Annotated in this window: 19 protein-coding genes and 3 tRNA genes; 16 read left to right on the top strand and 6 right to left on the bottom strand. The window is 60.9% G+C overall.

The genetic code is table 11. From position 1 onward, the window contains the following. The gene (locus FHS06_RS00110; protein ID WP_167043808.1) at positions 1-1,260 is read right to left on the bottom strand and encodes an isochorismate synthase; all 1,260 of its coding nucleotides are present in this window, start codon (positions 1,258-1,260) and stop codon (positions 1-3) included. 83 nt (positions 1,261-1,343) lie between these two features. Between FHS06_RS00110 and FHS06_RS00105 the strand changes: the two genes are divergently transcribed. The 5 genes from FHS06_RS00105 to FHS06_RS00085 all read left to right on the top strand — a co-directional run bounded on the left by FHS06_RS00105 (position 1,344) and on the right by FHS06_RS00085 (position 6,796). After that, complete coding sequence (locus FHS06_RS00105) at positions 1,344-2,066, top strand: demethylmenaquinone methyltransferase (protein WP_167047653.1); 723 nt, start codon at positions 1,344-1,346, stop codon at positions 2,064-2,066. Between the two features lie 40 nt (positions 2,067-2,106). Then, positions 2,107-3,168, top strand: a complete 1,062-nt coding sequence (locus FHS06_RS00100; RefSeq protein WP_167043806.1) for a polyprenyl synthetase family protein — start codon at positions 2,107-2,109, stop codon at positions 3,166-3,168. 74 nt (positions 3,169-3,242) lie between these two features. Continuing rightward, positions 3,243-4,616, top strand: a complete 1,374-nt coding sequence (locus FHS06_RS00095; protein WP_167043803.1) for an FAD-dependent oxidoreductase — start codon at positions 3,243-3,245, stop codon at positions 4,614-4,616. Positions 4,617-4,662: 46 nt separating this feature from the next. Continuing rightward, positions 4,663-5,760, top strand: a complete 1,098-nt coding sequence (locus FHS06_RS00090; protein ID WP_167043800.1) for a hypothetical protein — start codon at positions 4,663-4,665, stop codon at positions 5,758-5,760. A 46-nt stretch (positions 5,761-5,806) separates the two neighbouring features. Then, on the top strand, positions 5,807-6,796 hold the full coding sequence (locus FHS06_RS00085) for an alpha/beta hydrolase (protein ID WP_167043797.1): 990 nt from the start codon (positions 5,807-5,809) through the stop codon (positions 6,794-6,796). 59 nt (positions 6,797-6,855) lie between these two features. Here FHS06_RS00085 and FHS06_RS00080 read toward each other — a convergent pair whose 3' ends face one another. The 4 genes from FHS06_RS00080 to FHS06_RS00065 are packed head-to-tail and all read right to left on the bottom strand — an operon-like array spanning position 6,856 to position 10,797. Then, entirely contained in the window at positions 6,856-7,872 is a 1,017-nt protein-coding gene (locus FHS06_RS00080) for an ABC transporter substrate-binding protein (protein ID WP_167043794.1), read from the bottom strand. 23 nt (positions 7,873-7,895) lie between these two features. Further along, positions 7,896-8,738 (bottom strand): ABC transporter ATP-binding protein, encoded by an 843-nt coding sequence (locus FHS06_RS00075; protein WP_167043791.1) that lies wholly within the window; start codon positions 8,736-8,738, stop codon positions 7,896-7,898. After that, entirely contained in the window at positions 8,735-9,790 is a 1,056-nt protein-coding gene (locus FHS06_RS00070; RefSeq protein WP_208387851.1) for a FecCD family ABC transporter permease, read from the bottom strand. The genes FHS06_RS00075 and FHS06_RS00070 overlap by 4 nt, the downstream gene beginning before the upstream one ends. Further along, on the bottom strand, positions 9,787-10,797 hold the full coding sequence (locus FHS06_RS00065) for a FecCD family ABC transporter permease (protein WP_167043789.1): 1,011 nt from the start codon (positions 10,795-10,797) through the stop codon (positions 9,787-9,789). Before FHS06_RS00065 ends, FHS06_RS00070 begins: the two co-directional genes overlap by 4 nt. Positions 10,798-10,854: 57 nt before the next feature. Here FHS06_RS00065 and FHS06_RS00060 point away from each other — a divergent pair, with 57 nt between their 5' ends. After that, the gene (locus tag FHS06_RS00060; RefSeq protein WP_208387850.1) at positions 10,855-11,655 is read left to right on the top strand and encodes a siderophore-interacting protein; all 801 of its coding nucleotides are present in this window, start codon (positions 10,855-10,857) and stop codon (positions 11,653-11,655) included. Positions 11,656-11,674: 19 nt separating this feature from the next. Here the strand turns inward: FHS06_RS00060 and FHS06_RS00055 are convergent, their stop codons facing one another. Then, positions 11,675-12,163, bottom strand: coding sequence for a YajQ family cyclic di-GMP-binding protein (locus FHS06_RS00055; RefSeq protein WP_167043786.1), 489 nt, complete (start codon positions 12,161-12,163; stop codon positions 11,675-11,677). Positions 12,164-12,234: 71 nt separating this feature from the next. On the opposite strand from FHS06_RS00055, the gene FHS06_RS00050 reads away from it, so the two are divergent. The 10 genes from FHS06_RS00050 (at position 12,235) to FHS06_RS00005 (ending at position 18,893) form a co-directional block, all read left to right on the top strand. Beyond that, positions 12,235-12,729 (top strand): FBP domain-containing protein, encoded by a 495-nt coding sequence (locus tag FHS06_RS00050; protein ID WP_167043784.1) that lies wholly within the window; start codon positions 12,235-12,237, stop codon positions 12,727-12,729. A 2-nt stretch (positions 12,730-12,731) separates the two neighbouring features. Further along, positions 12,732-13,655 (top strand): PfkB family carbohydrate kinase, encoded by a 924-nt coding sequence (locus FHS06_RS00045; RefSeq protein WP_310734775.1) that lies wholly within the window; start codon positions 12,732-12,734, stop codon positions 13,653-13,655. A gap of 131 nt (positions 13,656-13,786) precedes the next feature. Further along, positions 13,787-13,868, top strand: a tRNA-Tyr gene (locus FHS06_RS00040). 163 nt (positions 13,869-14,031) lie between these two features. After that, a complete protein-coding gene (locus tag FHS06_RS00035) occupies positions 14,032-14,982 on the top strand; it encodes a hypothetical protein (protein WP_167043782.1) in 951 nt (316 codons plus the stop codon). Positions 14,983-15,030: 48 nt separating this feature from the next. Next, complete coding sequence (locus FHS06_RS00030; RefSeq protein ID WP_167043780.1) at positions 15,031-15,822, top strand: inositol monophosphatase family protein; 792 nt, start codon at positions 15,031-15,033, stop codon at positions 15,820-15,822. A 330-nt stretch (positions 15,823-16,152) separates the two neighbouring features. Beyond that, on the top strand, positions 16,153-17,211 hold the full coding sequence (locus FHS06_RS00025; RefSeq protein WP_167043778.1) for a M23 family metallopeptidase: 1,059 nt from the start codon (positions 16,153-16,155) through the stop codon (positions 17,209-17,211). Between the two features lie 72 nt (positions 17,212-17,283). Then, positions 17,284-17,355 (top strand) — tRNA-Thr (locus FHS06_RS00020). 32 nt (positions 17,356-17,387) lie between these two features. Next, positions 17,388-17,464: transfer RNA gene (locus FHS06_RS00015), tRNA-Met, on the top strand. 140 nt (positions 17,465-17,604) lie between these two features. After that, positions 17,605-18,063: a DUF5956 family protein gene (locus FHS06_RS00010; protein WP_167043776.1), complete on the top strand. Its 459-nt coding sequence runs from the start codon at positions 17,605-17,607 to the stop codon at positions 18,061-18,063. A gap of 200 nt (positions 18,064-18,263) precedes the next feature. Continuing rightward, positions 18,264-18,893, top strand: coding sequence for a hypothetical protein (locus FHS06_RS00005; RefSeq protein WP_167043774.1), 630 nt, complete (start codon positions 18,264-18,266; stop codon positions 18,891-18,893). Positions 18,894-19,212: the final 319 nt, after the last annotated feature.

Genomic DNA, 19,212 nt, shown 5'->3' with positions numbered 1-19,212 from the left:
TCAGGCGAGGGCGTCAACGATCGGACGGAACTTCACGCGGGTTTCGAGCAGTTCCGACTCCGGGTCGCTTCCGTCGACGATCCCCCCACCAGCGTGGGCTGTGATCGCCAGCGTGTCGCCATTGCCCGGGCCGATCTGCGCGCAGCGCAGCGCAATAGCCCATTCGCCGTCACCCGCAGCATTGATCCAGCCGACGGGCCCGGCGTATCGCCCGCGGTCGAATGGTTCAAGGCGCGAAATCAGCTCGAGGGCAGCATCGGTCGGAGTTCCGGCGACGGCCGCTGTGGGGTGGAGGGCTGCGACAAGATCGAGCGCGGATGCCGCGTCTGTCAGCGTTCCCTCGATATCGGTTGCGAGGTGCCACACGTTAGGAAGTTTCAGCACAAACGGCTGCTCCCCCGCGGCAAGTGCTGGAGCGAGGGGGCCGAGTGAGGCAAGCACGCTCTGGACGGCGTAGCGGTGCTCGTCTTGATCTTTGGTGCTGGTTGCGAGTGCGACAGAAGCTGCGGCATCCGAGTCGGGATCAGCGCCCCGCGCGGCTGTGCCTGCGAGAACGCGCGCTGTCACTGTGCCGCTCGATACCGTGACAAGCGTCTCGGGGCTTGCGCCGATGAGGCCGTCGACAGCGAATGCCCATGTGTCGGGGTAACCCGTCGCCAGCGCTCGCACCAGGCGGCGCAAATCGGCATCTGCGGGGAGGGTTCCCTCAAGGTCTCGGGCAACGACAACTTTGCTCACGAGGCCGGAGTGGATCGCCTCGAGAGCTTCACGGACTGCGACCTGGTGGTGGGCGGGGTCAAGCTGACCGGGCCCAACTGTCGCCGCCCAGTGCGCTCCATACGCAGTCTTTGTCATTGATGGCGCGGCAGTGTCCTGAGAGATATGTGTGACCCACGAGCGATCTCCGCGGCGTCCGACGATGACAGACGGCACGAGTAGCGAACTTGATGTCGCCGAAGCATCATCAAAAGCTAGGGCGCCGAAGGCCACGAGCCCGGTGCCGGGGATCTGCACATCGTCGTCGACTGTGGCGGCTTCGGCGAGTGCGCGCCAACGCGACGCGAGATTTCGCGCTCGCTCGCCGCGAGAAAGCGGTCCTGATTCATCGAGGCGAACCACGACGGGACCCGCACCGACGAAGCCATCTCCTGTGCGCTGCCATACGAGGGGAGCGGAGGCATCCGTGTAGGGCAGCACTTCCTCTATCGTCGCAACTTCTCGCGTCACGACGCGCAGCTGCGCAGGCGGAGGAACGGTCACTCCTCAAGCCTAGACTCGGCGCGAGCCGTCGGATCCGCAGATCCCAGTCTCGCCTAGCTTCTGACGCCTAGACTCTTTGGGTGATGACGACACCCGCCGAGCCAAATCGTGCCGACCTTGGAAAAGACCCCGCGCGTGTGAGCGGCATGTTCGATCAGGTCGCGAAGAACTATGACCGAACAAACACCGTACTCAGCCTCGGGAACGATCAGCTCTGGCGGGCCGCAACGACCAAGGCTGTCGCGCCCAGGCGCAACGAGCGGATTCTTGACCTCGCTGCGGGCACAGGAGCGAGTTCGGTAGCGCTCGCAGCCAGCGGCGCAGTAGTCGTCGCTGCCGACTTTTCACCGGGAATGATCGCCGAGGGGCGGCGTCGCCACGGTGATGTGCAAAACCTCAGCTTCACCGAGGCGGATGCCACCGCGCTGCCTTTCGCGGACAACGAATTCGATGCGGTCACGATTTCGTTTGGTTTGCGAAACGTCAACGAACCGAAAAAGGCGCTCGCTGAGATGCTGCGAGTGACGCGTCCCGGTGGCCGACTAGTGATCGCCGAGTTCTCCCACCCCACGCCCCGGGCATTCGCTGGTCTTTACCGCTTCTATAGCGACCGTGTGCTGCCGCGCGTTGCGAAGACAGTGAGTTCCAACGCTGAGGCGTACGACTACCTCAACGAATCGATCAAGAACTGGCCGGATCAGCACACGCTCGCCGCGTGGATTCGGGCGTCGGGCTGGACCGATGTCGCTCACCGCAACCTGACTTTTGGCATCGTGGCGCTCCACCGGGCTGTCAAGCCTCTTTGAGCTAGGCCAGGGCACCCTCTCGCCCCGGTAGGCTGAGGGGGTGACTTCGAGCCGGCCCGCAACGGGCACCCGACTGGCGGGCAGCCTCGGACTGACGGAGCGTATCTTCGCCGGTCCGAAAGTGCGGCGTCTCATGGCGACCGTTGAGAAAGGCCTCGCCGACGTTGAGGCGCGACTTGCGATCGAGATTCAGATCGACGATCACCTCGCAGATGCAACATCTCGCTACCTTTACGAGGCCGGCGGCAAGCGAATCCGCCCCATGCTCGCGGTTCTCACTGCTCAGTTGGGCGATGGCGTGACCGACGAGGTCATCCTCGCCGCAACTGCCCTCGAAATTACGCATCTCGGATCGCTCTATCACGATGACGTGATGGACGGTGCAGACGTCCGTCGGGGTGTGCCAAGTGCACAGTCGGTGTGGGGCAACAATGTCGCAATCCTCACCGGAGACCTGCTCTTCTCCCGCGCGAGCAAGATCATGGCTCGACTCGGTGAGCGCGCCATCAAGCTTCAAGCCGATACGTTCGAGCGACTCGTGCTCGGGCAGATGCACGAAACAGTCGGTGCTGGCCCCGATGATGACCCCGTCGAGTTTTACCTGCAGGTGCTGGCAGACAAGACCGGTTCGCTCATCGCCGCGTCAGCGCAGTCGGGCGTCGCGTATTCGCACGCTCCTGCTGAATATGAACCGGCCGTTGTGGAGTTTGGCGAGAAAGCAGGCGTCGCCTTCCAGCTGCTTGACGACGTACTCGATCTGTCGGCGGATCCCGAAAAAACCGGCAAGGTGCCCGGCACCGACCTTCGCGCCGGCGTTCCGACGATGCCGTACTTACTTCTCGGACGGCGAACTGATGAGGCATCCGTTGGTCTCCGCGAGCGTATCGACGCGGGTGTCGTGCGCATCGCGAACGGCGAAGACCCAGCGATTCTCGATACCGATCTCGCGGATCTTCGCGATCACGAAGCCACCGAGGCGACGCTTTCGCTTGCACACGAGTGGTCTGACGGCGCGATTGCCGCGCTCGCACCTCTGCCCGATGGCCCGGTTCGCGAGGGACTCACTCGGTTCGCTCAAGCGGTAGCTGACCGTAGCAGCTGAGCCCTGGCGCGGCGCTAAGAATGCGCGGCCCGCTCATCGACACTCTTTAGGCACGGAAAGCGAAAGGAACCCCCATGACCAAGCTCAGGCTGGCCATTGTCGGTGCAGGACCGGCGGGCATTTATGCCGCTGACATTCTTTTGAAGGCTGAGCGTCAGTTTGACGTTTCTATCGACCTTTTCGAGCAGCTGCCCGCGCCGTACGGTCTCGTTCGCTACGGTGTCGCCCCCGATCATCCGCGCATCAAAGGCATCGTCAACGCTCTGCGTGATGTGCTCGACAGTGGAGACATCCGCTTTTTCGGAAATGTGCTTTTTGGCCGCGATCTGACACTCGCAGACCTGAAAAATCACTACCACGCCGTGGTTTTCTCGACCGGTGCTATCCGTGATGCCGATCTCGACATTCCCGGAATCGATGCTCTCGGTTCGTACGGTGCTGCGGATTTCGTTAGCTGGTTCGATGGACACCCCGATTTCCCTCGTGAGTGGCCGCTGGATGCCGAATCGGTCGCCGTCATTGGAAACGGAAACGTTGCGCTTGACGTTTCCCGCATGCTGGCGAAGCACGCTGAAGACCTCTTACCCACCGAGATTCCTGACAACGTCTTTGCGGGACTCAGCGAAAGCCGTGTCACTGATGTACACGTGTTCGGCCGTCGTGGTCCTGCGCAGGTCAAATTCACCCCGTTGGAGCTCCGTGAACTCGGCGAGCTTCGCGACGTCGACATGGTCGTCTACGACGAGGATTTCGACTACGACGAAGCGTCCAAAGTGGCGATCGCCAGCAACAAACAGGTCATGGTGATCGACCGCGTGCTGCAGGCATGGCGGAAGCGACCGAGCGTGAACAACGCCGGGGGAGAAGCCTCGCGCCGCTTGCACCTGCACTTCTGGGCGAACCCTGTCGAAGTGAAGAAGGATGCTGACGGACGTGTCATGTCATTTGTCTACGAGCGCACCCGCCCCGACGGCGAGGGTGGCGTCGAAGGTACCGGCGAGATGCGTGAGGTCGCGATTCAAGCGATGTATCGCGCTGTCGGGTACTTCGGTTCACCTCTGGCGGACGTGCCGTTCGACAAGCGTCATGGCGTGATACCCAATCAAGAGGGGCAAGTGCTGCACAAAGACTCGAACGAGCGTGTGCCCGGTGTCTACGCGACCGGTTGGATCAAACGAGGTCCGGTCGGACTCATCGGCCACACCAAGTCGGACGCGATGGAAACTGTCCGGCACATCATCAACGACCAGGCATCCTGGTGGCAGCCAGAGGATGATTCGGAAGGCGCCATCCCGGCGCTTCTTGCTGAGCGTGACGTCAAGTGGACTGACCTCGACGGGTGGCACTTGCTCGACCAGCATGAGATTGCTTTGGGGGCACCCCATGAGCGCGCCCGCATCAAGGTCGTCGATCGTGACGAGATGGTGCGCGTCTCCCGCGGCGAGTAGGCCCAGCCAGCTCGGTCGATAGTTTTCTCTCGCTAGGCTCGTTCCTATGCGAAGCATGAGAGTTGTCGTTGGGCTATCTGCAGCAGTGATCAGCACGGTTGTGTTTTCGGGATGTGTCGCGCAGCCCGAGAGCATCGTCACATCGTCGCCAACGAGCAGTTCGGCCCCAGAGCGTTCCGCGACGCCATCCTCTGCTCCGATGCCTGAAGCCGAAGAGCAAACTCAGCCCGCCTCGAGGTTCGGGTTCGACTGCACGGATCTGGAGCCGATTATTTCGGCTGCATACGATGAGCAGCTCTCACCGACTTCAGAGATACACGACCTCGACGAAGCATCCGGCCCAGGGTGGCTCCCCGGGCCACCGCAGTATGCGTTCGCGCAGCTCGGGGATTTGTACTGCGAGTTCGGTCGTCAAGATGCGCGACGCTTGGCAACAGTCACCGTGGTTGCAGATGCTTCTGAGGCCTACGCTGACATGGTCAGCTATTACGGCGAAGTGGAGAATGGCTGTAATTCGTATCAGTGCTCGGGGGCAGCTCTGAACGCAGATGCTTACATCGCTGTGTATTTCGATGGTGTGCTCGAAGCGTTCGAGAGCGTAGCGATCGCGAACGAGCGTGCGGACACCGTTCTTGCCGGAGTTTCTTCGATGGTGAGCGAGGACGAGCGTCATGAAGAAGATGCTTCAGATCCCCGAGTGCTATCAGGCTTTTGCGAAGAGTATTTATCTCTTGAACAGGTCGAAGCAATCTTCGGGACCGACGATCTTGAACTCAGCCGGCCTTCCGGGGGCTGGTCCATCGAGGCTTGGATCATCGACGAACCATTGTCCGCACTTCCCTGCTACTACATGAATCTAAATTCGAACCTAGGCGGAATCCTCGCCGTGTTGCCGGGCGGCGCCTGGGCTTACGACTCGGTGGTTTCTGGCGATGGCGACGAACTCAGCGTAGGAAGCGATGATGCGGAGGCCGTACTCGATTGCGACACAGTCAGCGGGGCCTACTACAGCTGTTACGTCGATATCTCAGTCGCCGGTGACTGGTTCCGGTTCACATTCTTTCCGGGGGCGAACGAGTCTGCAGACCTGGAGCTTGCCGGAACTCAGATCGCGTCGCACATCATTGACTCTTATTCAATGTAGATCTGCTTCAGATGCTGATGCGCGGCGCGCCGATTAGGCTGGCCGCATGAGCGGTAGGGCTAGGGCGGTATGGGCGCCCGACGTCCTCGGGAGCGGCTTCGAGCAGCACACGCTCACACTTGAACCCGATGACGAGGGCGATGTCGTCGCGACTCTCGTGCGGCATCTTCCGAACCCCCTTACGGCGTGGAATAAGCCCCTCCGAAACGTCGACGTGCTCTACCTGCACGGCTGGTCGGACTACTTCTTTCAGCGCGAAGAAGCCGCCTTCTTCGCGGATCTCGGAGCACACTTCTATGCCCTTGACCTTCGAAAGTACGGTCGGAGTTTGCGGGACGGTCAAACTCCGGGGTATGTCACCGATCTTGCGACATACGACGAAGATATCGATGCGGCGCTTGCTGCAATCGGGCAAGGTCGGGATGCCTCCCGCACGCTCATGCTTGTCGGCCATTCCACAGGTGGTTTGACGCTCACGCTGTGGGCTGCTCGACACCCGGCTGTGGCGGCCGCGATCGTGCTCAACAGTCCGTGGCTCGAGTTGCAGATCGGAGCTTTCGCTCGGGCAGCGCTTGCTCCGCTCGTGGGAGCGCGGGCGCGACATGAGCCTCGCGGCGCGCAACCGGTCGTTGATCTCGGCTTCTATACCCGTGCACAGCGTGAGCTGGGGGTGTTGCCGGAGGGGCCCACTGCGTGGCGACCCGAGCGCGGGTTTCCGACCCATCCGGGGTGGCTCAATGCCGTCATTCTGGGGCATGCAGCGATCGCCGAGGGCGTTGACGTGGGTTGTCCTGCGCTTGTCATGCTGTCGACACGCTCGACGCCCCCGGTGCGGTGGGCGCCCGCAATGACGTCGTCTGACTCAGTCCTCGTTGTGGACGACATCGCTCGTGCGTCGCTCAAAATTGGGCGCCTTGTCACCATTGCACGCGTAAAGGACGCGATTCACGACGTGTTTCTTTCAGCACCGGGTCCGCGCGCACATGCCTACGCGCTGCTGCACAACTGGGTTGTCGCCGCCGCCACTTCATCCTGAATGCATGTGGGGCGTGGCCGGTATCCCGGCCACGCCCCATCCACTGTTAGTGAGGTGCGTTATGCGACCTTGTCCGCGTTGCGGATGATGTCGGCCAGCTCGGTCATCTGAGCCGCCTGCGAAGCGTAGTCAAAGGCTGCGACCTGCCACGGGTAGACCTGTCCCGCCTGAAGAGCGGGGTCGTCGACAAAGGTTGCCTGCTCGAGCAAGCCCTCTTCCTGTAGGCCCTCGACGTTCATCAACAGCACGTCTCCGGTCATCATGTCGCCGACGTTCTCCCAGCTGTAGATGTCCCAGTAGTAGTCGCCATCGGGGTTCAGGTTCGTGAAGTTGACGCCGAGGCTGCCGTAGAGCGCCGTCTCGGGCTCATCTTCGGGCTTCACGACATACACGCCATCGGCATCCGCGTACGCCTGCGTGATCTCGAGGTCGTTCTCTGTAGTGGCGGCGGTGAGGTCAGCCGCGGCCGCGTCGTACTCGGTCTTGGCGTCAGCGATCGTTTCGTCGCTCACGCCGAGCGCCGAGGCAAGGTTGTTGAAGCTGTCGATAACGTCGCTGCCGTTGCCGCCAATTTCAATAGCGACGACCGGAGCGATCTTTTCGAGTTGTGCTTGCTGCTCGACATCAGCGAACGCGTAGTACGGTCCATCAACGGGGAGCGTGCCCTCGCGGTCAGTCGGGTAGATGCCGGTCACGATGATGTCGGGAGCGGCGGCGGCCAACGCTTCGAGGTCGATTTCACCGTAGCTGTTACCCACGATCGCGACATCTGACAGGTCGTAGTCGGCAAAACGGTCATCGCTGGCAACATCCTGACGCCCGAAGATTGCAACGGGCTCAAGTCCGTAGCTCATCATGCCGATCGCGTAGTCGGCGTAGCTTGCGATGTTCTCGGGCTGGTGGTCGAGCGTGACAGTTGTGCCGGTGTCGTCAGTGTAGGTCCACGCGGCATCAGCCGACGCGTCGGTTGCCGTGGGTTCGCTCGAGGCGGAGCATCCGGCGAGAGCGGTCATGGCCACCGCGAGAACAGGAACAAAGATGCGCGCGGCACGACGCCGCGGGGTCAAAGTGGTCATGTAATTAGGTTAGCCGAACCTAACTAAAACTCCACATCGTGGTGCGGTTCGAGCTGGGCCGTGTGCGCAAAAGTGGGATCCAGCGGCACGACAAGCGGTGAACCTGTGTGGGGATCGGAGATCACGAGTGCCTCAAGATCAAAAGCTTCGCGCAGGATGCCGGGGGTCAGTACCTCCCACGGTGTGCCGTCTGCCACGACCATGCCGTCTTTTATCGCGACAAGCCGATGAGAGTATCGCGCGGCAAGTGTGAGGTCGTGCAGCACCATCACGACGGTTGCCCCGCGATCGCGGTTTATCTGGGCAACCAAGCGCAATACATCGATCTGGTGTGTCAGATCGAGAAACGTGGTGGGCTCATCGAGAAGGATTGTCGGCGCCTCCTGTGCCAGCACGAGAGCGATCCACGCGCGCTGCAGCTGCCCACCGGAGAGTGAACCAGCATCGCGGTCGGCGAGATGGTCGAGCCCGGTTGCGGTGAGCGCTGCGTCAACAATTGCGGAGTCCTTCGCGGTCCACGCTTGCCAGAGACTCTGGTGTGGGTGTCGCCCGCGTGCGACGAGATCTCGAACCGAAGTAGCCGAGGGCGTGACGGGCTTCTGAGGCAGGATCGCGAGGCGTTTAGCAACCTCGCGTGTCGGAGTCTCGCGCACGGATCGACCTTCAAAGAGGACATCACCTGATGCTGCGCTCAGCAAGCGCCCGAAGGCTTTGAGAAGAGTCGATTTGCCGCAGCCATTGGCCCCGATAAGAGTCGTGACTTCACCCTCTTCGATGCGTAGATCGAGGTTTTCGAAGATCACGTTCCGCTCGTACGCGAGGGTCACGCCACGCGCTTCGAGTGTCGGCATCCGTTGTTCGTTCATGCGACGCTTCCTTTCGGCGTGCGGCGGGTGAGAAGCCAGATCAAGTACGGGGCTCCGATGATGGCGGTGATGATGCCGACTGGCACAGTGAGGGGCGTGCCGCGGGTGATGGCATCACCGCCTGCGACGATGATGGCGCCCATGAGAGCTGACGCGACAAGCGGGGGTCTGCCGAAACCGCCGAGACGACGTGCAATTTGCGGTGCGACGAACGCAACGAACTCGATGGGTCCACCCGCTGAAACAGCAGCCGCCGTCAAAACAACCGCACACCCGATCACGATGAGCCGGTGGCGCTGCACGGATACACCGAGAGCGACGGGCATTTCATCGCCGAGCTGGCTGATGTCGAGATTCTTGGTCTGCGAAAGCGCAATCGGGAGCACCACAACGAGCGCAATCATGACGGGCCAGACACTTGACCACGAGATTCCCGACAGGCTGCCGACGAGCCACTGCGCCGCGGTCGCTGCCGCGGAGATCTCAGCCCGAGCGATGAGATAACTCGTGACCCCGCCAAAAGCTGCGGTCAGGCCGATTCCAATGAGGATGAGTCGATAGGTGTCGACACCGTCTCGCCATGCCAGCACGTAGATAAGCGCGGCTGCAACCACGGCGCCGAGTACAGCGGCGAGCGGGACGCCAATGCTCAAAGCGCCAGCACCGACACTGTAGGTGCCGCCTGCGAGTACGATCGCGGCGACAGCGCCGAGGCTAGCTCCCGATGTCACCCCGAGGATGTCGGGGGAGGCCAGAGGGTTGCGCGCAAAAGTCTGTGTGAGCGCGCCGGCGATGGCGAGACTCGCGCCGATCACCACAGCGCCAGCGACCCGCGGCATCCGCAGATCAAAGATGATGAGTTGCTCACTCGACGTGCCGCCGCCAACGAGGGTGCGAAGAAGATCGCCGATACTCATCGATGACGAACCCACCGACAGGCCGATGAGGACGCACAATACGAGTGCTATCGCGAGTGAAGCTGTAGCAAATATTGCGCGTCGATGATGGTGAATCGGTGCCACGGCGAACGTGCGGCTTACGGTCGTCGTCACAGCGCCGCTACCTTTCCGCGGCGCACGATCGCTACGAACACGATTCCGCCGAGTACGGCGAGCACGACGCCGACCGGCACTTCAGCATTGCCCCCGATCAGTCGCCCCACCACGTCGCATCCGAGCAGCACCGATGCCCCGATGAGGCCCGAAGCGGGAAGCAGCCACGAGTGGTTTCCGCCGACGAGCGAGCGTGCGATGTGCGGCGCTGTGAGACCAACAAACCCGATCGGTCCGGTGATGGCTACGGCGCTCGCCGTCAGCAGGGTGATTGCCCCGAGCCCCACGAGGCGGGCACGGATGAGATTCTCACCAAGGCCATGAGCAAGCTCCGTGCCGAGCGCCAGGTTGTTGAGCGAGCGGATGTTAAGAAATGCGAGTGCGAGTCCAGCAGCCGCAAAAACCGCAGCAGCCGCGAGGCCGTCGAGGGAGCGACCAGAAAGTGAACCGACCACCCAGATGCGGTAGGCGGCAAGCGTGGTTTCGTCGCTCAGCACGAGGAGTGAAGTAAAAGCTACGAGCAGGGCTGATACTGCGGAGCCGGCGATAGCCAGCGGCACCGGGCTTGCGAGCCCCCGGCCAAGAGCGGCAACCGAAAAGACCACGACGCTTGCAACGATCGCGCCCGCGAGGGCAAGCCACAGCGTCGAAAGGATCGAGGATGTGCCGAAAACATACACACCGATGACGACCGCGAGGCTCGCTCCGGCCGAAACCCCGAAGATGCCAGGATCGGCGAGCGGATTGCGAGTTTGGCCCTGCATAACCGCGCCGGCGATGCCAAGACAAAAACCAACGAAAAGGCCGAGAACAGTGCGGGGTACTCGGGAACCCCAGACGATCGCATCCGTGTCGGTTACAGGTGCGAACAATCCTCGAAAAACGTCGATTGGCGAGATCAGGTTGCTGCCGAGAAGCAGACTGATAGCCCCGACAACAAGCGCGCCCGCAATGAGAGAAGCGATCACGAGCGCGCGGGGCCGCGTCTGTGGTCGAAAAGAACGCATGTACCTAAGCGTAGCCTCACCTAATAAGATCTAGTTGTGGCCCGCTATCCAAGACTCATGCCAACCGCCCCCCAGCTCGTGACTGCTGAGGTCGCGCGCACTGTGCGTCTTTCTCCGTCTTTTCAGCGCGTAACGCTCAGAGGGGGCAACCTTGACGACTTCGAGTGGGGCGGCTTTGATCACTGGTTTCGCCTCTTCATTCCGCCGAAGGCGGGGATGCCGCTCACTCTCCCGCCCGTCACCGGACGGGTCTGGTGGAAGCCGTACCTTGCGATGCCAGATGAGGTGCGCCCCCACTACAGCAACTACACGGTTTCTGACGTGCGCCGCGGAGAGAACGGATCCGAGATGGACATCGACGTCGTGCTCCACTGGGATCACGACGGAAACCTCTCCGGTGGTGTTGCGATGTGGGCTGCTACCGCAGAGCCTGGATCTCCGGTCGGCTTCCTCGATCAGGGTCTGCTCTTTGATCGACCAGAGGATGCTACTGAGGTCCATGTCATCTCTGACGAAACCGGTCTCCCGGCTATTCGCGGCATCCTTCGTGACCTCGACGCCTCGGTGACCGGCACTGCGATCATTGAGGTCGCAGCATCCGGCGATGTCGAAGAACTTGCCGCGCCAGCTGGTGTTGAGGTCATCTGGATTCCACGTGAAGCTCCACACGAAGTTCCAGGAGCGCGGGCGCTCGCCGCTCTCGCCGCCCGGCCTGCGCCTGACGTGAGTGCTTACGCTTTCGTCGTGGGAGAGTCAACGCTCGCCACCGAGGGGCGTCGCGTGCTGCACCGGGCGGGCCTCCCGAAGTCGCGAATCACGTTCTCCGGCTTCTGGAAACACAGCCTCGTAGCGTCGTGACGCGCGTGGGACGCCAGATCTACCGGTAGTTGATGAACTGCAGGTCGACGTCGAGGTCCGCAGCTTTCAACAGGCGGATGACCTCTTGCAGGTCATCGCGACTCTTGGACTGCACTCGAAGCTCGTCTCCTTGAATCTGTGACTTGACGGCTTTTGGGCCCTCATCACGAATCAGCTTGCCGATCTTCTTCGCGTTCTCCTGCGAGATGCCATCCTTCAAGGTCGACACGATGCGGTACTCGCGACCGCTCGCCGCTGGCTCGCCGGATTCGAGGCTCTTCAAGGAGATTCCACGCTTGATGAGCTTGGTCTGGAACACGTCGAGGACGGCTTTGGCGCGCTCTTCGGAGTTCGACTTAATGAGGATGCTCTCGCCGCTCCACTCGATCGAAGAATCGGTGCCTTTGAAGTCGTAACGCTGCTCGACTTCTTTGCGGGCCTGGTTCAGGGCGTTATCCGCCTCCTGGTGGTCGACCTTGGACACAATGTCAAACGAGGAATCAGCCATGGAGAGATTCTACCGGCGTAGACGAGCCTTGCCCTGGCGGCGATGTCGAATGGGTTCGTAAGATATAGCGCATGCGTCCGCTGACCGAGGAAGAATTGCGCGCCTCGTTCGTCAACGCCGAAGACGACGACTTGCGCCTACTATCCGTGCCTCTCGATTTCCCGCTCACCGAGTGGGACCATCTCGACTTCTTCGCCTGGAGAGATCCGCGAACCCGCGGTCGCGCCTATGTCGTCGCCGAACGCGATGGGATGCCTACCGGCGTCATCATGCGCGCCGCAGAGGGCAATTCGCAGGCACGCAACGCCATGTGCAATGTGTGCCACACGATGCAGCCAGGCAACCAGGTGGCGCTGTTCACAGCTCGCAGAGCAAAGGCCGCCGATGATGAGGGTGGAAGCGTAGGCACCTACATCTGTCGCGACCTGTCTTGCCACGAGAACGTGCGACTTGCGCTACCCCTCGCGCCAAGCGAAATTCGAGGCAGCGTAGACCTCAAGATCGATGGCACGAAACGGCGCCTTCAGGCCTTTGTGGATAGGGTTGCCGCAACCGGAGAAGTGTAGCGATGAAGATGACGGGCCGCGTTGTCGTAATCGGAGATGCGCTCATCGATGAGTTGCGCGACGATGCCGGGGTTCGTGAGTTTGTGGGCGGCGCCGCGCTAAATGTCGCAGTTGGGCTTGCTCGGCTCGGATTTCCGACGAGCCTCATCGCTATGGTCGGCGACGACAGCGCCGGTGCGCATATTCGCACGTATCTCGACGACTACGGCGTAAGCCTCATCCCGACAATCGGTCCTTATGGCACTTCTCGTGCGGTGAGCGTGCGCTCGGCGGGAGGCGAGCCCACATATCAGTTCAACGAAGCAGCGCAGCGCCGGAGAGTAAACTTTGGTGATGCCGAGATTGCAGCGGTGAGCGGTGCAGCGATGACGGTCATCAGCTGTTTTCCGTTCGATAATGCGGGTCAAACGCGCGAACTTGCTGAGGTTCTCGAAACGGCCGGTGGGCAGATCAGTATCGATCCCAATCCCAGGAGTGGGATGATGCACGATCGCGGCGAGTTCGTCCGAGGATTTGAGCGGATCGTCGCCGGAGCGAGCCTTGCCAAGGTTGGTGATGATGACGCAGCCCTTCTCTATGGCACGTCGCTTGAGGAACTTCGCGCGCGGCTGGTGAGCCTCGGCGTCGAGTCCGTGCTGGCAACCGCGGGCGCCGCAGGTGCGAGTGTGGAAGCTGGCGACGTCGTTGTTTCCGCACCGATTTCACGGATGCCGGGCCCGATCATCGACACGATGGGAGCGGGAGATGCTGTGCTTTCTTCCACTGTCGCGTCGCTCCTCTCTCACCATCCAGGCGATGCTTCGGACTGGACCGAGGTGCTGGTCACAGCGATGGATGTCGCCGCCGCCACGTGTCGCTTTGAAGGTGCTCTGCTTCGCTTGCCCTCGGCATTGTCCGGGTTGAGCTCCGACCGCTTCGGCAGTTGACGCCTGTTAAATCGCGGGCAGACGCCAGAGCGAGACGCTTTGCAGCAGCTCGATTTCTGCCCAACGCCTCGCGATAGTATTGTTGGTGATCGCGCCTCCGGTCGACTGCAAAAGCTGGGCGGGTGCGCCTTGGCGAGTTACCCAAGCGGCCAAAGGGATCTGACTGTAAATCAGACTGCTCAGCATTCGGGGGTTCGAATCCCTCACTCGCCACGTTATGAAAAAAGACCCCGCATTGCGGGGTCTTTTTCGCATTTCAGGCAATGCGTTCTGAACTGCGCCGAGATACTCACAGAACCTTATTGCTGTCGCGCGGCGCGTGGTGCTGCGTGACAGTATGGGCGAGCGGGCGCAGGCTCGCCGAAGGGAGTTCGTCATGACCGCGCCAGCGCCTCACACGTCGACTGACACTGCATCAAACTCACCGCTTCTCAGGGTGGCAATTTGGGTTGCCATCGGTGCCCTCATCGCCGCAGCGCTCGTCTGCGTTGTGTGGGTACTCGTTGGGGAGTCGAACGGCCTCGTTGGCCGAGCCTTCCTCACGATTGTGCTGCTCGCAGGCTTCGCGGGAATAGCGATCCTGGAAGTGCACCTCGCCGAGCGTCGACCGCTCTGGTTCTCCTTGGTGAGCATGGGGAGCTGGATCCTCGCACTGCTTATCGGCGCTTTCCTGACCTGGATGCCGGAGAGCTCGTACTTTTTCGGCAGCGGCTCACTTCGCGTCTTCTCTTTCTTCCTGATTGTTCTCATCCTGCAACTCGCCCTGCTGCATATTCGCCTGTATAGCAGGGCGTACCAGCGGTATCGGATGACGTTCACGACAGTGATCAGCTACACCACGATGGGACTTGTCGCTGTACTCGCCGCTCTGTTGGTCTTGCCTCTGATGCTGAGTGAGTGGGTCGACTTCCACAATCTTTATTGGCGCATCGTTGTCGCGGTCGCGATTCTCGGAGCGGTGGGTACGGCTCTTTTGCCGCTCGTCAACGTGCTCTTTGCCCCGAAGAAGCCGAGGCAAGTATCGGCGCCGCATCCGGGAGCGTCCCCTTCGTGGAGTCACGCCGCCGCGCAGGCTTCACAGCGGACGGCGCCGACACAGTCGTGGCCCACGTACGTCGATGGATTCACGCCGCTTCCGGTCATGGTTGACGGCACACCTGATTGGAACGCCTACTACACGGGGTATCCGAGTCCAGGTGCGATTGATCCGCGGGTCGAAACCTGGGTGCCGCCAAAAGAAAATGCACAGCAAGCGGAGACATCGCCCGACGTGGCGACCGGGTACGAGGGCTTCCCCCCGCCGCCTCCACTGCCTCCTCGAGACTAAGTTCGTCTTCGTCGGGTCAGGGCCTTCCGCCCGAGTACCGTGGGGATAGTGAACGTCAGCGACTTACTCCCTCTCGCAATCGATATCGCCCGTGAAGCCGGAGCGCTCGCAGCACGCCGTCGGAGCGAGGGCGTGGCAATCGCCGCGACGAAATCGGCAATTGCCGACATCGTGACCGAGGCCGATCGTGAGGTCGAGTCGTTTATCCGTGCGCGCCTACAAGCTGAGCGCCCAGACGACGGCTTCCTCGGCGAAGAATCCGGCGCGGGAGCAGACACTACTGGCATTACATGGGTCGTTGATCCAATCGATGGCACTGTGAATTATGCCTACGGCATCCCGTCATACGCCGTGAGCATCGCTGCAGTTTCTGCTTCCGCGGATCCTGAGACCTGGGTGAACGAAATCGGAGTCGTATTCAATCCGATGTCTGGCGAGCTTTTCCACGCCACGCGTGGGGGAGGAGCATGGCTGGGTGGCACACGATTGCAGATGAACAGTGAGCCTGGTGGCGCGGGGGCACTTCTTGCCACCGGTTTTGGGTACGACCCCACCACGCACGCAGCAGCACTTGAGCGTCTGGCTCGAGTCATGCCGCTGGCGCGAGACATTCGACGCATAGGGGCGGCTTCTCTTGATCTTGCTTTCGTGGCGGCTGGCAGGCTCGACGCCTACTACGAGCGGGGGCTGCATCCCTGGGATCATGCGGCCGGTGCGCTTCTCGTCAGTGAGGCTGGCGGGCGAGTCGGGGGTTCGCCAGGTGGGCGTCCCGGCCGGGATATGACTATTGCCGCAGGAAGCGGTTTCTTCGACCGACTTGCCGCGGCGATCATGAGTTGAGGCCTACATGGCATTCTCAGACTGAAAACGCTATCGTTTACCAAGTCGTTATCTTTCGTGCGTGTGCCCTGCGGCCGCAACAAAGATGAGTAATGCTGAAGATTTTTCCGAACGTTTAAGCGTCGTACCCGACGACGAGACCCGAGAGCCTACTGCCCGTTGAATTCTGACCTTCCCTCGAGCGCCGCGGCGCGTACACGTCGTTCTTCCCGTGTTGCTCAGCCGTCTGCTGAACCACGAGAGTCGGCTGTGCACAGCGAGGACACCTATTCTGCTTCTGATTCTGCGCCGTCCTTGGCGGTAGCGCAGGCAGGGTTGACGAGGCGTCAATTGCGCGCTAACGGGGCGAGGTCTGCTGGCCAGGTTCCAACTGTTGTTGCGGCATCGGTCGCTGAGGACATCCCGGCCAACGATGCCGATCGTAACGTTGACCCTGAGTGGCTTTCTGTCCCATTGGCCGCTGAAGTGCCGACGATCGACACGGGCAATGTTTCAGACGCAGATGACTCTGCGGTTGACGAGTTCGCTGCTGCTGCGAAGCTTTTTTCTTTCACGGGAGAGCTTCCAATTCAGGTCGCGGCAGCTGCGATGGCTAGCGAGACCCACGATCTCGCCGCTTCGCAGCGGACAGCGCGTCGAGGTTGGGGGCGCTTTCGGGGCGCTGCTTTCAAACGCGCGACGACGACATCGCTTTCCATCAGCATCGTCGGTGTTGTGGGACTTCTCGCGGTAGGAATGACAACGCCTGCGCAAGCTGTCAGTGCCGCCGCTGTGAGCTCAAGCTCGACGAGTCTTGTTGCCGGCGGAGATGTTGCCGGTGACGCAGAAGAGATCCAGGCGTACGTTGCGCCAGCCGATGTCGAAAACGTTGCGCTCAGCCGTGCCGATTACTCGACCGGTTCCGTTGCCGCGACAGCCGCAGAGCTGGGCATCACACAGCCGACAGATTTCTATGTCAACGACCCGGATGCTGCCATCCAGTGGCCGTTCGCGGTTGGTGTCTCGATCAGCTACGGCTTCGGGTGGCGTACTGGTGAGTTCCATGAGGGTGCGGACTTCGTTCCGGGTGCGGGCGCACATGTGCAGTCAATCGCTGCGGGTACTGTCCGCATCGCGACGGAGAGCGGCGGCGCCTATGGTGTCACCGTCGTCATCGATCATGAGATTGACGGCCAGCTTGTGTCTACCCGCTACGGCCACATGCAGTACGGCTCGTTGCAGGTAAGCGTGGGCGACGTCGTCGAGGCGGGCCAGTTCATCGGCCAGACCGGTAACACTGGTTACTCGTTCGGTGCTCACACTCACTTCGAGGTTCTGATGAACGGTGTCACAGCGATAGACCCAATCGCGTGGCTCGAAGCGAACGCGGGGCGGGACAGCCTCGGCTGATCTTTGTCCTCGATTCAGCGAGATGCCGTTGCTCTGGTATTCTCTTTGAGTTGCCCGGAGAGATTCGGGAATGCCCCGATAGCTCAGTGGTAGAGCACTTCCATGGTAAGGAAGGGGTCGTCAGTTCAATCCTGACTCGGGGCTCGCATCATCTTCTTTCACGGTGGATGCAGTGCGGCAGGGTAGCTCAGTTGGTGAGAGCGCACGACTCATAATCGTGAGGTCGAGAGTTCGAATCTCTCTCCTGCTACCAAAACGGCGATAGCCAGGCCACCGACGTTGATGATTCGATGTGGCTGCGAATAAGAAGAAGCGTTGATGTTTTGCATCAGCGCTTTTTTCTTGGGTGCGACCAGCGTGCGAGGCGCACGGTGGTACTACCCTTTGACCACCATGTGGGATCAGCTCAAGCGCGACACCGGTGAAGATGGCTTCATTGAGATGCCCCTGGATGGTTGGTCCCTCTCGATCGCCTGGGTAGTCGCAACCGAGGTCTCACCGGAGCTCCTGCGGTTGCGCCGTGGAAGTGAGCCATGGGTTGTGCGAGAAACGATCACTGACGCTAAAGGCGTCACCACGAAGACTTCCAGGCCCGTCACAGATGCCGAGATCGATGAAGTCCGGGACTGCGCGTCTCTGAATCTCAACGCCCTCGGCGCTCCTCTCCCACCGCGCGGATTCGTGGTACCGCTGAAGCTGCCATACGGACTTACATCGGCGAGCGAGTTTTGGAGCGCCGTTGAGCGCGCGGCAAGCGAAGACGGGTTCAACTATCTCCGGCCCGAAACCGCAGCCCACGCTTTCAGGACTGTGGTTCCACCGCTCTACTCCCCACCGCGAAATCGTCACTGATCTCATCACATGTGTTGCGCCCAAAAGACGCGTGTTCGACTTACGTGGTCTTGCCGGCTTTGGACGCGCAAGTTATGCCTGCAAGTCGACAGTTTGTGCAGGGTTATGCCTGAAGCCCATGATCCCTTGATTCACTGAGCACGCTGCACTCAACTTCCGGTGACGAGTGCGCTTGACGACATATACAGAAGGGCGTGGCAATGGCGCGCGATATAAAGACCACGTGGCTCGAGTTCTCCAGGCGACGAGAAACGCTGGCTCAACTCATTGTCTTCACGCTGCTCAATATCGGCATGACGGTGCTGCAGCTGATCTTGATGCCGTTGATCAAATGGTTGTTCGGTATGACCGAACTCGTCAGCATGGGATTCCAAGCGTTTCCCGTGGGCGCGAACGGGTACTACATCTTCGATTACGCGGCCGGATCTTTGCCTGATGGCGGTGGGGGATTGGCCTACTTTCTTGCGGTGCAGATCACCCTTGCTATCGCTCAGGTGTTGAACTTCTTCGCGCAGCGCAACATCACTTTCAAATCGAACACCAATCCGTGGTGGGCAGCGCTCTGGTACGCATTGGCCTACGTGGTCATCACCTTTGGGGCGGCAGCGCTCCAAGGGTTCTATAAAGCTCCGATCTATGAGTTGTTGATCTCCACCTGGGGGATGGGGGATGCCGGCGAAGCAAGCGCCGACGTCGTCACGATGCTGATCAACGCCCTGATCTCGGCAGCGGTGTTCTTCCCGATCTTCAAGATCATCTTCCGACGCGAGGAGGATGCCGTAGACACGCCCGAACTGTCGACATCGAACGACCTCGTTTCGTCTCGATAAGCCGCATGATTACCGGACAGTAGCGCCCTAGCTACAGTCGTGATTACTTCCGATGCTGGGGTGGTTTGAAGTTGGGTCAGGGATGGGTTAAGCTATTCAAGTTGCCCCGGTGATGAGCTGAAAAGCCGGTCACGGAGCATCAAATCTTCCTCTTAAAAGCGCTGATACGTCATGCTCTTTTTCCAGATCTCATCTGAGAAAAGCCAGCTTGACAAGCGCCGGAAAGAGAATAAGATAGAGAAGTTGCCCTGCGTAGAAGGCCGAGAGGCTGGAAAGTGGGAGCATCCGATCCTTGAGAACTCAACAGCGTGCACTTGTC

The organism is Microbacterium halimionae, assembly GCF_011761265.1.
In the GTDB taxonomy this organism is placed as follows: Bacteria; Actinomycetota; Actinomycetes; order Actinomycetales; family Microbacteriaceae; genus Microbacterium; species Microbacterium halimionae.
The sequence above is the reverse complement of the archived record's forward strand: the minus strand, read 5'-3'. Positions and strand labels throughout refer to the sequence as shown.

Coding starts and splice junctions, on each gene's coding strand:
- FHS06_RS00085 (WP_167043797.1), top strand. CDS start 5,807: ATGAGCGGTAGGGCTAGGGCGGTATGGGCGCCCGACGTCCTCGGGAGC.
- FHS06_RS00065 (WP_167043789.1), bottom strand. CDS start 10,797: ATGCGTTCTTTTCGACCACAGACGCGGCCCCGCGCGCTCGTGATCGCT.
- FHS06_RS00075 (WP_167043791.1), bottom strand. CDS start 8,738: ATGAACGAACAACGGATGCCGACACTCGAAGCGCGTGGCGTGACCCTC.
- FHS06_RS00090 (WP_167043800.1), top strand. CDS start 4,663: ATGCGAAGCATGAGAGTTGTCGTTGGGCTATCTGCAGCAGTGATCAGC.
- FHS06_RS00010 (WP_167043776.1), top strand. CDS start 17,605: ATGTGGGATCAGCTCAAGCGCGACACCGGTGAAGATGGCTTCATTGAG.
- FHS06_RS00095 (WP_167043803.1), top strand. CDS start 3,243: ATGACCAAGCTCAGGCTGGCCATTGTCGGTGCAGGACCGGCGGGCATT.
- FHS06_RS00055 (WP_167043786.1), bottom strand. CDS start 12,163: ATGGCTGATTCCTCGTTTGACATTGTGTCCAAGGTCGACCACCAGGAG.
- FHS06_RS00060 (WP_208387850.1), top strand. CDS start 10,855: ATGCCAACCGCCCCCCAGCTCGTGACTGCTGAGGTCGCGCGCACTGTG.
- FHS06_RS00005 (WP_167043774.1), top strand. CDS start 18,264: ATGGCGCGCGATATAAAGACCACGTGGCTCGAGTTCTCCAGGCGACGA.
- FHS06_RS00050 (WP_167043784.1), top strand. CDS start 12,235: ATGCGTCCGCTGACCGAGGAAGAATTGCGCGCCTCGTTCGTCAACGCC.
- FHS06_RS00035 (WP_167043782.1), top strand. CDS start 14,032: ATGACCGCGCCAGCGCCTCACACGTCGACTGACACTGCATCAAACTCA.
- FHS06_RS00045 (WP_310734775.1), top strand. CDS start 12,732: ATGAAGATGACGGGCCGCGTTGTCGTAATCGGAGATGCGCTCATCGAT.
- FHS06_RS00105 (WP_167047653.1), top strand. CDS start 1,344: ATGACGACACCCGCCGAGCCAAATCGTGCCGACCTTGGAAAAGACCCC.
- FHS06_RS00080 (WP_167043794.1), bottom strand. CDS start 7,872: ATGACCACTTTGACCCCGCGGCGTCGTGCCGCGCGCATCTTTGTTCCT.